The 12,544-nt window shown below is 46.2% G+C and carries 10 protein-coding genes; 7 read left to right on the top strand and 3 right to left on the bottom strand.

The genetic code is table 11. The features are described 5' to 3' along the window. Positions 1–22 precede the first annotated feature (22 nt). Positions 23–1,828: a hypothetical protein gene (locus tag N530_RS0115965; protein WP_247869210.1), complete on the bottom strand. Its 1,806-nt coding sequence runs from the start codon at positions 1,826–1,828 to the stop codon at positions 23–25. A 493-nt stretch (positions 1,829–2,321) separates the two neighbouring features. Here N530_RS0115965 and N530_RS18755 point away from each other — a divergent pair, with 493 nt between their 5' ends. Then, positions 2,322–3,038, top strand: coding sequence for a response regulator transcription factor (locus N530_RS18755; RefSeq protein WP_051541017.1), 717 nt, complete (start codon positions 2,322–2,324; stop codon positions 3,036–3,038). Then, positions 3,038–3,586 carry a hypothetical protein gene (locus tag N530_RS0115955; protein WP_211097920.1) on the top strand — a complete coding sequence of 183 codons (549 nt, stop codon included), beginning with the start codon at positions 3,038–3,040 and terminating at the stop codon, positions 3,584–3,586. Before N530_RS18755 ends, N530_RS0115955 begins: the two co-directional genes overlap by 1 nt. A 56-nt stretch (positions 3,587–3,642) precedes the next feature. On the opposite strand, the gene N530_RS0115950 is transcribed toward N530_RS0115955, so the two are convergent. Together N530_RS0115950 and N530_RS18400 are read right to left on the bottom strand one after the other, a co-directional pair. Then, entirely contained in the window at positions 3,643–4,077 is a 435-nt protein-coding gene (locus tag N530_RS0115950) for a hypothetical protein (protein ID WP_026481523.1), read from the bottom strand. Between the two features lie 129 nt (positions 4,078–4,206). Continuing rightward, positions 4,207–5,376: a glycosyltransferase gene (locus N530_RS18400; RefSeq protein ID WP_081774006.1), complete on the bottom strand. Its 1,170-nt coding sequence runs from the start codon at positions 5,374–5,376 to the stop codon at positions 4,207–4,209. A gap of 308 nt (positions 5,377–5,684) precedes the next feature. Between N530_RS18400 and N530_RS18395 the strand changes: the two genes are divergently transcribed. The 5 genes from N530_RS18395 to N530_RS18380 all read left to right on the top strand — a co-directional run bounded on the left by N530_RS18395 (position 5,685) and on the right by N530_RS18380 (position 12,261). Next, the gene (locus tag N530_RS18395; RefSeq protein ID WP_081774005.1) at positions 5,685–7,004 is read left to right on the top strand and encodes a polysaccharide biosynthesis/export family protein; all 1,320 of its coding nucleotides are present in this window, start codon (positions 5,685–5,687) and stop codon (positions 7,002–7,004) included. Positions 7,005–7,016: 12 nt separating this feature from the next. Then, positions 7,017–9,245 carry an exopolysaccharide transport family protein gene (locus N530_RS18390; protein ID WP_051541015.1) on the top strand — a complete coding sequence of 743 codons (2,229 nt, stop codon included), beginning with the start codon at positions 7,017–7,019 and terminating at the stop codon, positions 9,243–9,245. Next, a complete protein-coding gene (locus N530_RS0115930; RefSeq protein WP_202899094.1) occupies positions 9,233–10,180 on the top strand; it encodes a glycosyltransferase family 2 protein in 948 nt (315 codons plus the stop codon). The genes N530_RS18390 and N530_RS0115930 overlap by 13 nt, the downstream gene beginning before the upstream one ends. A 2-nt stretch (positions 10,181–10,182) precedes the next feature. Further along, positions 10,183–11,478, top strand: a complete 1,296-nt coding sequence (locus N530_RS18385; protein ID WP_051541014.1) for a glycosyltransferase family 4 protein — start codon at positions 10,183–10,185, stop codon at positions 11,476–11,478. Positions 11,479–11,583: 105 nt separating this feature from the next. Next, positions 11,584–12,261 carry a sugar transferase gene (locus N530_RS18380; protein ID WP_035267301.1) on the top strand — a complete coding sequence of 226 codons (678 nt, stop codon included), beginning with the start codon at positions 11,584–11,586 and terminating at the stop codon, positions 12,259–12,261. Positions 12,262–12,544: the final 283 nt, after the last annotated feature.

Here is a 12,544-nt window from a genome sequence, read left to right as displayed (position 1 = left end):
CCGGCCCTTCTTTCTTTGGGGTTTATACAGAATCGTCACCTGTAAGTGTGCTGATGTTATCGCCACCAACCACAGTCATATCGACAGTGTTACCAAGGATATTGGCACCCATAACAATTGATTGGTTGAATGCGGTTGTATCAAGCATTGCATCTGCGGAAGCTTCTGACAAACCGTTAATGATGCTATCATCACCTACGTTTGAACCCCACATACCGCCATTGCCACCGGCACCTGAGGTAGCAATACCACCGTCTCCACCGTCACCAGCGCGACCTACGATTGTATCACCAAGCATAGCCTGTCCGCCAAGGCCATCACCGCCCCATGAAAAGCCACCAAATGCAGCTCCACCGTCGCCGCCTTCAGCATCAGCAATACTCGCGCCGATACCTTTTGCAGTGCCAAGACCAGCTCCAGTGCCACCTGCGGTAGATCCGCCTGCACCGCCAGCACCGCCGGAACCAGATGTTGCGTCACCACCGCTACCATTGCCACCATCACCTGCAAAGGCAAAGCCAGCATCAGCATTGGAGCCTGCAATAGCTCCAGCACCAGCCGCGTTCAGCTCTGGACCGACATCCAATAAGCTCAGTACATCAACACCGATAGCATCAGCATCAGCATCAGCATCGGCAGCAGAAAATGAAAGGTTGCCTGCATTGCCACCTTCACCACCTGTGCCTGCGTCACCATTGGCGTTGCCTGAAGATGCGCCACCTGCGCCACCGGCACCACCTGCTTCGCCATCACCACCGACACCAACGCCGACACCCAAGGCTCCAAGTGCAACAGAAGTCGCGTTTGCGCCTGCGCCCGCGCCACCAGTTGCGTTCGCGCCATTTGCAGCGCCACCAGTTCCACCGGTTGCTCCTGCTATACCACCAAACGCGTTACCTGCATTCGCGCCGTTACCACCGTTGGCATCTGCATGACCGCCACCTTCGCCACCTGCATCTATACCATCATCAGAGTTTGAAGTTCCGCCGTTAGCGTCACCGTTTTGTTCAAAATTCGCATTGTTAGTAACGTCCGGATCTTTTAAAACATCTTGATCGTTCAGATCAGCAACTTGGCTAAATACGAAGCCGTTGTCATCGCCTGCACCGTTGAGTGAATTATTCAAGATGTCATCAAAATCGACATCATCGCCCGGATTATAACTAACATCACCGTCACGGTTTATAAGCAAAGTATCAACTTTCGCACCATTGCTGATGTCCACGTCTGCGAGATCGTTATCTGTCGGTGAGTAACCTTCAAGTCCGAGATTCACATCAACATTTACTTTCGTTGTTGATGTTGCGTTGCTTTGTGATCCTGAATTCGAAGTGGAATCCGCATCAGCATGTCCAATACCAACGCCCAAACCGGCGCCAATGCCAGCCGCAGTCGCGTCAGTAGAGTTGGTGTTAGAGTTGTGGTTACCATTGCCGTTCAGATTGCCATTCAGATTGCCATTCAGGTTACCATTACCGTTCAAATTACCATTATGGTTTTCGCTATATTGACCTTGATACTGGTCTTGACCCTGGCCTTGATCTTGGCCCTGCCCTTGACCTTGCAGTTGAGCTTGAAGCTCCGCTTGCAACTGAGCTTGATCTTGGTCCTGATCTTGAGACTGGTTATCTGAATCCCACCACATAGGTATAAAATTTTGGTTCTTAGGCATGTCGTTCTCCTCAAACGTATGAGCAGCAACTTCGCCGTAAGTCTTTCCAATACGACACTCGGTTGCTTGCGTTACATTACCCGTCGCCATCATGGCAGCGGGGCTTACAGTGCCTTCCAGCACCGGTTCCACTGATGTGAAGAAAGTCGAACGCAATCACATTTTTCGGATCGAAGCACTCACGCGCTGTTTTGAATCCAAGATTTCTAAGAAATGCGAAATTCTGCTCAACAGTGGAGCTTTCAGACTTTGTTATGAAAAAGTTAACGCGATAAGATAACAATTGTTACTAGACCATTCATTTCGACCACCTAAGGATAGTCGAAATAGAGTATTCTTTACAGCACAATGCACAGTATATAGTCACATGGAGTGGTAGTTTTTAATGACATCGATATAATTAAGAACGATTAAACCACCAAATATATTAAAAAAACCATTAAATAATAGTACCTTACAACAAGATCAACGCTAAAGACCGATGAGGCGTAGCATGACCTTCCTTTGTTTATGCGTACTACCCGTTTGATATATTGTTCGGCATTAATCTAAGTGTTAGCTCTAATAATGAACGTGTGCCGGCAATATTTAGGGCATTAAAATCATTTGTCGGGAAATCACATATCGGTGGCCTTTGAGGGAGGAAGATATGCAGATAAACGAAAGATTTTCTGGTGCCCCAACCGAAATGGTTAGCATCGCATTTATTGGCGCAACGGCGGAAACATCACGCTGTTATGCGCATGCAATTGAAACTGAAATTCAAAGCCTCCAACTACAGATGTTCGACGACGTCGATACTTTTCTAAATACCAACATCGATAGCGGCGTTTCACTCATTATCGTAAAATCCAGCCAACGCTCGCAGCTTTTGAAAAACAAAAAGATAATTGAGGAGCGGTTTCCGCATCAAATAATTTGCCTAGCTTATGATGATAGAAGCTTGCTGACAGGTTGCCTTGAAGCGGCCGCTGAATATCCACGTTTACGCAGTTTTCTTCCAATGAACATACGTCTGGATATCTGGCTTGCTGCAATCAAACTCATGCTATCCGGCGGATCATACATGCCAAGTGACATCATGCGCTTGCTCAAAAGCAACCGAAATTCAGCGCTTCAGGTAGCACCAGCTTATACAGAAAAAGGCCTTCAAGTATTTTCTGATAATGGCATCGTTCGCCTGACATCAAGAGAACGGGAAGTTCTAAAGCTGGTTTCTGAAGGACAGCAAAATAAAAATGTAGCAATCGAACTAGGGCTTTCTGAACACACCATAAAGCTTCACATGCATCATATTTTTTCAAAGCTTGGTGTAAGCAACCGAACACAGGCTGCTGCTATGTTTAAAAATGAGGCGATAAAATAATGATCGCAAATCCGGCACCATCAACTCCCGCTGATCTGAAGGGCAAAACAAATGATGGCATGGTGAATGCGTCATTTCATCAGGTCTTATATCTTATTGGGCGTGTTAATTATACATGGACCAACACCGAGAGCTTACTGGTTCATGTGATCGCGGGGCTGGCAGAAACCCAAAAAGAAGTCGCAACAATCATTTACCTTTCACTAAACACAACAAAGGCGCGCATCGATCTCGTAGAGCGGTTATCAAAACGTGCAAATATCTGCGATGAATTACGTAACGCTATACTTAACCTGACAAAAGATTTGGCAAAAGCCAGCCGGCAACGCAATGAACTCAACCATAGTCTTTATTCATTTGATGAGAATAATGGCGATGTCACAACAATTATGATGCGGATTAGCGCAACTAAAACCGGCTTAAAAATGGGACGAAAACAACAGTTGGATGCCGCGAGAATTGAAAAGATCGCTAGCGTGGTGCATGAAATTGAATCGCTAAATAACCGCGCTTGGGCAATCATTTTCAAATTTGAAATGCCGGTCTGACGACAACCGAAATCGACAGTCATCTCAGTAGGCTCTATATAATCAAACACAAGAAATCACAACGGGTACATTTTTGCCAAATTTGAAATATCGTCAAAAAAGCCTGCTTGCCGCGCCAATAATCTGATCCGTTCACGCGCATAAATGACAGAAGACTCCAACTCGCTCATCCGCAGCATTTCGGCATCGGACGCTTCATCATTGTCAATTGCATCCATTAAAAATGCGGCATCATTGGTATCTGTAGCAAGACGGTTCTTGAGTCCGTTGGCTTCATTTCTAACCTCATCTGAAAATGCGTTCAAAGCTTTTTCTAAACGTAGTTTTCTTACTGAATCCGATTGCTGGTCGCGCTGCAAATTTCGCACTCCAAATTTTGTCCTTTTATCAACCATTACTGCTGAACTGCCATCAGCAACTTGGTTATCTTCATGTTTTGTAAAACCTAATTGCAGTCTTAAAATCTCATATGACAAGCGTGAGAATTCCATAATCATTTCCTTTGATACTAGTAACGCCCAGACCGTTTGTGCGCATCGTTATTTCAGCTTTCTGATTTGAATAAATTCAACTCTGACTTTCTCAAAATTACAAAAGTGCACTCCAATCGCCGCGTCACGCTAATGCAAGGTGCTCGCAAGTGGAGTAGAATGAACAGCTTCTTTTCTTGGAAACGTGGGTTGAGCCACGGTGCCCGTACTGCGAATTTTCAACTCTTCTTCTATGACTTGGAAAATAGCGTTTTTAAATTCGCTTCCAGCAAACTTGGAAACGGTTTTCACAATTTGAGACGGAACAAACAACTCTACATGCTCTTCAAACATATCGACTGCATCAGCAAGATCGTCGGCCGTTTGTTCTTGGAATAATATACCGGTACTGCCATGTATGACCGTCTCAAGCGCCCCTCCTGAACCATAAGCAATTACAGGACGTCCGCTCGCCATCGCCTCAACGGGAACAATGCCAAAGTCTTCTTCGCCTGGAAACACAAGAGCGCGGCATCGGGCAAGATGATCTTTAAGCACGCCAAAGTCCACGCGGCCAAGAAAGCTAATGGATGGGCCAGCGATAGCCTTTAAGCGCACCAACTCCGCCCCTTCACCAATGATAACAAGCTTGCGCCCGCTTTTATTAAAAGCCTCAATCGCAAGATCAACACGCTTATAAGCAACGAGTTGGCCAGCACATAAGTAGAAATCACCAATATCATGACATGGTTTAAAATCTTCGATGGCAACAGGTGGGTAAATCACGCTTGCTGACCGCCTATAATATTTACCAATTCGTGCGGCCACATGATGCGAGTTGGCTATAAAGCGGTCCACTCGTGCACTGGTGTTCACATCCCAAGAGCGCAGCAATGGCGCAACAAAAGACATTGCGATGCGTTGCATAAAGCTAGCGGTCGAACGGTAGAAATGGTAGTGGTCCCACAAGTACCGCATCGGTGAATGACAATAACAAATATGCACAGCGTTAGGCTGTGGAATAACGCCCTTCGCAGGCCCCGATTCACTTGATAAAATGAGATCGTATCCGGTTAAGTCAAGGCTCTCCAACGCAAACGGCATTAGCGGTAATAAGAATTGATAATATTTGTTTGCACCGGGAAACTTTTGCAAAAATGAAGAAGTGACATTGCGTTCGCGAATTTTACTGGAAACCGCGCTGGGATCATAAAGCAGCGTGAAAATATCAGCTTCTGGATACATGTCACATAGCGCTTCAACAACCTTTTCACCACCACGCATCGAGACCAGCCAGTAGTGTACTATTGCAACCCGCATGGCACGCCTCCCTCCAAAACAGTGTTCACAGTGTGGGCAAAAATCGATTGAGTACAGGACACAGAATGGGTTAACGCCCTAAGCCAATAGTCTAAGGCTCGCCGAATGGAGGTCCTCAAATCAACCACCAGGAAGTTGTTTTCGACCTAATTAACGAAAGGGCTTAGTTTGACACCCCAATTTGGATGAGGTGTGACTCCGCAGGTGGGGATATACGTCTTCGAATGCATACATTTTTATGACTGACATCAAGTTCGTTGGGACCCTTTTGTATTTTTGCATCCTGCGACCACATGTGAGTACTGATAATGAAGATATTTTCTGCTCAACAGCTCCTATCTACATGGTTAGGCACAATCGTGTTCTGCTTGCTAATCGTGACTGTCATGGCGCCTTTGCAAGTCAACGCGCAAACGTCCGCATCTGCTTTCAAGTTAGCACCAGAAACACGCGTGAAAATATCGGTTGTGGAGTGGGTCGAAACTGAAGGTGATTATAAAGAGTGGACGGCACTTAGCGGCGAATATGTTATTGCAGCCAACCACCAATTTGCCATGCCTATAGTCGGAGAAATCAGTACTTTCGGTAAAACAGTATCCCAAGTGGCATTAGTGGTTGCCGAACAATTAAAGGTATTCACAGGACTTACAAAAGCACCCAGCGTCTCGGTACAGGTTATTCAATACCCTCCGGTGTTTATTGCAGGAACGGTAGAGAAGCCCGGCGCAATTGAGTATCGTCCCGGCCTAACTGTTTTACAAGCAGTGTCACTCGCGGGTGGCCGTGAGCGCAGAAATAATCAATTTGACCGTTATTCTGATTTTGATCAAATTCGCTATACGGGAGAACTGGACCGTATCGATTTGGCTCTCGCGCAACAACTTGCCCGCCGCTCCCGCTTGCAGGCGGAACTTGCTCAAAAGCCCGCATTGGTCTTGCCAGCAGAGTTTGAACAACAAACTACAAATCCAACAATTGCTCAAATAAAACAAACCGAAACCACCCTCTTTAACACCAGAACGGACGCACTAAGGAGCCAACTTGATTCATTAAGTGAGCTCGGTGAATTGCTTGAACGCGAGATCGTGTTGCTTGAAGAGAAAATGGTCACTCAAGACCGCCAAATTGTTGCGGCCAAAGAGGAGTTGAATGCTGTCACCAAACTTTACGCACAACGCACAGTGAATGTTTCTCGCAAAACAGGACTTGAACGCGTTGTTGCCGATTTGGAAAGCAGCAGGCTCGATATGATCGTTGCTACCATGCGCGCGAAACAGAAGCTCAGCGAAACCGGACGTGACGCCGTAAGTTTGAAAAGCACACGGCAAATCGAAGTGAGCCGGGATCTGCAGTTGGCAGAAACTGAAATGGAAGAACTGATCATCAAACGCGGCACAACCCGTCAATTATTACGTGCGACTGGCGGGCTGATTGCTGAGAACAATCTACTTACAAAACTTAATGAACAAGGCCTTACCTACAAGGTCGTACGCGCTTCAACGGCGCAAACCTTTACAGATCTAAGTGAACAGTACCTGCTTTTGCCAGGCGACCTGCTTCAGGTGAATGTAGCCCTTAGTTTCAACGAGGAACGTGTTGCGCGATTTGCAAACATTGGCACAAACTGATGGGGTGATTAAATGCTATATCAAGATGCGAAATCAATATTTCCAAACAGTTCGTTGAGCAAAGATATTCATACACAAAAAGAATATTATACCTTCCGCGACATCTGGTTATTTTTGAAACGCAACACCGTTTACTTTGCCATTGGTACTATCTTGGGCGCAGTCATTGGTGTCGCTTACCTCATTCACACCCCTGCGACATACGTGGCTGTAGCACGTCTTGTCATGGACCCCGGCCAAGCCAGAATTGCGTCTCAAGACGCTGTATCCGGAACAATAATTATCGAATCCGCCGAGATCGCAAGCCAAGTCGAGATTGTAAAATCTGAGTCTGTTGCGCGCAGTGTCATTAACGAGCTTGATTTGTTAACGAACCCCGAGATTCAGGAAGCCAAATCATGGCGCTCTAATATAAAATCATGGGTACGTATCCAGACTGATCGATTGGGTCTGACAGAACATCCTAATGATATTCCGCAGACAGAAGAACAGTTGATGCGCCGCACGATGGCCGGTTTTCTTAGTCGCGTTTCAGCGCGGCGGGTTGGTCAATCTTATGTCTTGGAAGTCGGCTATACATCCGTTGATCCTGATCTGGCTGCCCGCAGCGCCAATGCCATTGCACAAACATATATACGCAATGGTATGCAAGAGCGCTCAAACGCAGCTCAAAGTGGTGCAAAATGGCTCGAAGAGCGCTTAATTGAGGTCGGTCAACAGGCACGGGAAGCACAAGTAGCTGTCGAAGAATACCGCACAGCAAAAGGCATTACACCCGTTTCAACCGTTTCATCCCTCCACCAGCAACAACTTCTTGAAACATCAAGCCAGTTGCTTCGCACTCAAACTGAAACGGCATACGAACGTGCCAAGTTGGAAACCATAAAGCGCGTTATAGCAGGTGATGTGCCCGATGGAAAAATTGACGAGGCAGCCAATAGCGCACTGGCACAAAAATTGCGGGATGAAATTCGCACAGCAAAGGCAAAGCTTAAAACATTAAAGGGCCGCTACAATGCGTCCAATCAGGCCGTCCTATCAACACAGGATGATGTTATGCGTTTAGAGTCTGAGATTCAAGACGAACTCCAACGCATTGAAGGTGTTTATCTTTCCAATCTGGAAGTGGCGCTTGCCAAGGGAAATATTATCGAATCTGACCTGTCCGATTTGAAATTTCAGAGCGTTCGAAACAACATAGCGCGCGTTGAATTGGCGGAACTGGAGAGCCGCGCCACCACATATCGCAAGATGTATGAAAATGTTTTGCAGCAGCTACTTGGCGCTTTGCAAAGGCAATCATTTCCACTGGGAACAGCGCGCATAGTGACGGCAGCTACTCCTCCCCTAGCAAAAACTTTTCCGAAAACGTCGGCCATAATGCCATTATCAATTATTGGCGGTTTATTGGCCGGATTTTCAATTGCAGCATGGCGCGAAGGTATGAATCGGAGCCTCGGCACAGGTATGCGGCTGCGCCGCGAATTGGGCATTGCCACACTGGGCCGAATTCCATTGTGCAAACCCAAACTTGCCAGATGGACAAGTAGGAAAAAGGCTGTAGAGCTTCGCCGAATCGCAATGCTACGGTCCGTCATAGATGCACCTTATGAGATTTTTGCAGAATCGTTGCGCGATCTCAAATCATCTATTGATGCTACGAACAACACAGATTCTTCGCTGACCGTGGGCATTACATCAATGAGTGCCGGCGAAGGCAAAACCACCATCGCTATCAATCTCGCACAGCTATATATCAACGAAGGGGTCGATGCCGTCGTTATTGACGCGGACTTTATTTCAGAAACATTAAGCAAAATTATGGAATTGCACAGTGACGCCTGCGCATTACGGTCAGTCGAGGATGAAGAGAGCCTCGCACTGCCAATCGTTCCCCTCACCGCTCTAAAAAATGCAGAAGGCAGCGACCGGCAATATCAACATTTGCCTAGGCTCAAGGCAAAGTTAGAAGTATTGCGTGAGGAGTATCAAGTCGTGATCGTTGATATGTCCAGCTTTTCACAATCCGCTGATGCGCGAGCAATCAGTGCGATGGTAGACGGCGTTATTATCGTTATTGGTGATGCGCGTAAAACAACGATTGAAGCATTTTCTTCTGCACTCACACACTTTGGTCAGGCACAAATCAATATCTTGGGAATTGCTCTTAATCGATACATAGCAGAACACAATCAATCTTCTCGCCATGGTTTAGGAGGAAATAAATCGTGGCCGTATTAGAGCTTAATAATCCAGATGGGAAAAATGTGGCCAGCGTTCATCAGGAACTGACAATCACCCTGGCCATTGCCAGCGCCAACCGCCGCGAAATACTGGAAGAAGTAATCCCGCACATCCAGGAACAAACACGTCTGCCAGACAATATAATTATATGTGCACCATCGAAAAACGACATCCCAAGTGACTCTTTCTCAAGACTGAATTGTAAAGTGCAGGAGCTCGTTTCAGAGCGCGGCTTGTGTCGTCAACGCAATGCAATTTTGGCCGAAGCGCGTGATGCTGATATTGTTTTGTTTCTTGACGATGATTTTTTGATGGCATCAGACTACTTAGAAAATTTGGAGGTCTTTTTCCGCATTCATATAGATGTTGTCATGAGCACTGGCAGTGTCCTGGCAGACGGCATATTAGGCCCCGGATTTTCAGTAAATGATGGTTTGCAAATATTGAACGTTTCCCAAAATTCACCTGCCATTGAAAACACGTCCTATGTGCAAATTTATAATTGTTATGGTTGCAATATGGCAATTCGAATGGATTCTATTCGTAACAGCAGCATAGTGTTCGACGAAAATCTTCCGCTTTATGGTTGGCTTGAGGATGTGGATTTCAGTCGGCAAGTTGCGCCTTTCGGCAAGATTGTGCGGGCAGCTTGTTTGCGCGGCGTACATCTTGGAACCAAGGTTGGCAGAACACCAGGTGAGCGGCTCGGCTACTCCCAAATTGCAAACCCGATTTATTTACTCGGAAAAAACACAATGAGCTTTCGTCATATGAGTATTCAGTTGACAAGAAATTTTGTGGCCAACTTCACTAAAGTCGTTCGTCCTGAGCCTTGGGTTGATCGTCGCGGACGTTTGCGCGGCAATATGAAAGCTGTAGGCGACTTGATACGAGGAAAGCTTTCACCGGAAAATGTTCTAGCAATGGAGTAATTATGGAAGGCACTAAAGCTGAGCGAATTGTCATAATTAATGACCGCTCCGCGATGGTTGGCGGTGCATCTAATTTGGCCTGTCTTCTCGCTAGGAAACTTGAGCAATCCGGAATCGATACAACTTTTTTCGCAGGTGACGGCCCGTCACCGGACGCTCCTATCGGGGACATGGTCTACGTCCGTGACAACCCTTTAATGGATAAATCTACCAGCAGGGCCTTCACTCAAGGTCTGTACAACAGGAAGGCTTATTTGTGCATGCGCCGAACAATAGAAAAGTACGACACTCCAAGCACCATTTATCATGTGCATGGCTGGTCAAAAATTCTGTCACCATCAATTTTTCAAACATTGAACAGAGTACGCCAGCGCACGATTCTGCATGCACATGATTACTTCCTTGCCTGTCCCAATGGTGGGTTTGCAAATTTTCAAAAAACGACAACTTGCGCGCTTAAACCGATGTCAGCCAAATGCCTCGCCACTCAGTGCGACAAGCGGGGACCGACACAAAAAGTTTGGCGCACATCACGTCATATGCTTCGCGAAAACTTGTTTCCAATCAAAACTCAGCCGGCTAATTTGTTGCTCATTCATGAAGGTATGAGGACATATTTTGATCGTGCTGGGATAGCAGCCTCATACATTCGTACAATTCGCAATCCCGCTGATGCCATTTTGCCAAACGGCACTGAACCATGGCTCAACAAAGACTTCTTCTTCATCGGACGGCTAGAACCGGAAAAAGGCGTAGAGGATGCAGCCGAAGCGTCAAGACAAGCTGGCGTGCGGCTTCATGTAATTGGCGACGGTGCTTTACGCTCCAAATTACAGACAACTTTTCCCAATGTCATTTTGCACGGATGGAAAAACAAGGAAGAGATGCGCCCTCTTCTTAAACATGCTCGTGCTGTTGTTATTTCATCTCGTATACCGGAACCTTTTGGCCTTGTTGCAATCGAGGCCATCGCTAGTGGCATTCCGATAATCATCTCCGACGCAGCACTGCTGGCACCAGAAATTGTGAACTCCGGCTGCGGGTTGGCATTTTCAAGTGGCAGTATTGCATCGCTCTGCGAGATGCTTACTTCGATGAGAAAGAGCGATCAGTTAATTCAATCAATGAACCATAATTGTCAAATACACGGCAACACGCTGGCACAAACAACGGAATCTTGGGTTGATGCAATAAAGGGCGTTTACAGTGAAGTGCTCATCCACGCCAACGGCCATGCACCCTTAGAGCAAGTGCGTATCAAAAAGTCATTTTTAATGACCAAAAGGGCAGCAAAATAGCTCGCTAACTACTCCCTTTTCAGTAGACCAAACCAAATCAGCTCGGTTGAATTTGATAAATGATGCTGGCACCCTTTGAGGAGATTGTGTTTAGGATTGCGTAAAATGCTAACTTACATCGACATCAAGGCCAGAGGTGCGCAAGCAAAGCCAAGGCGACGATTTGAACCCTCATCCGTAAGGGTTAAACGGACTGTTGATTTTGTTATAGCAACACTCGCACTTATCCTGTTTCTACCTGGTATTATTGTTGTTGCCACATTGACGCTAATCGCAGACGGCCGTCCCCTTATATTTCGCCATGAGCGCATTGGCCAACAAGGTAAAAAATTTAACTGTTTAAAGTTTCGCACCATGCGAAAAGACGCGGTTAAAATGCTGGAAACTATTCTAGCAACCAATGACGATAGGCGACGTGAGTGGGAGGAAACACAAAAGCTGTATAATGACCCCCGCGTCCATTGGATCGGGAATATACTGCGTGCGACGAGTTTAGATGAACTGCCGCAACTCATTAATGTCATTCGTGGTGAAATGAGCATTGTAGGGCCGCGCCCCATTATTCAAGATGAATTGTCAAGATATGGGAACGATCTTGACTGCTATCTTGCCATGACACCTGGCATCACGGGGCTTTGGCAAATTTCACAGCGCAGTGAAAATTCTTATAAAGAACGCGTCGAACTCGACGTCCAATATCATTTCAATCAGTCGATTAAACTTGATTTCAGCATCATGTTGAAAACTCTTCCAGTGCTGTTATTTGCACGAAACGGGAAATAGATGCAACTTCAAAGAAAAAGATATACTGCAGCAGCGCCCCAGACGACAAAACACACCAATAAAAAAAGTCCGCGTATTACGTACTTTTTTTGCTCGTTAAAAGCGACTTTTCCCACGGATTTATCTCTCTTTGTCATAAACTTTGGTACGCTAGCTATCCAGAGTAAACTCGTAATTTTCGAATTAGCGTCAACGCTATGTCACGAGGTAAAACGAAAGCTGGAAACTAGCGAAATAAACATGGTTAATCCAAGAAATACAGCACTATGTTATTTAACTAAAT

It is taken from the genome of Ahrensia sp. 13_GOM-1096m, assembly GCF_000620605.1.
In the GTDB taxonomy this organism is placed as follows: Bacteria; Pseudomonadota; Alphaproteobacteria; order Rhizobiales; family Rhizobiaceae; genus Ahrensia; species Ahrensia kielensis.
The sequence above is the reverse complement of the archived record's forward strand: the minus strand, read 5'-3'. Positions and strand labels throughout refer to the sequence as shown.

Bases quoted from the DNA above. Each gene is read 5' to 3' on its own strand.
- N530_RS0115955 (WP_211097920.1), top strand. From the start codon at position 3,038: ATGATCGCAAATCCGGCACCATCAACTCCCGCTGATCTGAAGGGCAAA.
- N530_RS18385 (WP_051541014.1), top strand. From the start codon at position 10,183: ATGGAAGGCACTAAAGCTGAGCGAATTGTCATAATTAATGACCGCTCC.
- N530_RS18400 (WP_081774006.1), bottom strand. From the start codon at position 5,376: ATGCGGGTTGCAATAGTACACTACTGGCTGGTCTCGATGCGTGGTGGT.
- N530_RS18390 (WP_051541015.1), top strand. From the start codon at position 7,017: ATGCTATATCAAGATGCGAAATCAATATTTCCAAACAGTTCGTTGAGC.
- N530_RS18755 (WP_051541017.1), top strand. From the start codon at position 2,322: ATGCAGATAAACGAAAGATTTTCTGGTGCCCCAACCGAAATGGTTAGC.
- N530_RS18395 (WP_081774005.1), top strand. From the start codon at position 5,685: ATGAAGATATTTTCTGCTCAACAGCTCCTATCTACATGGTTAGGCACA.
- N530_RS0115950 (WP_026481523.1), bottom strand. From the start codon at position 4,077: ATGGAATTCTCACGCTTGTCATATGAGATTTTAAGACTGCAATTAGGT.
- N530_RS18380 (WP_035267301.1), top strand. From the start codon at position 11,584: ATGCTAACTTACATCGACATCAAGGCCAGAGGTGCGCAAGCAAAGCCA.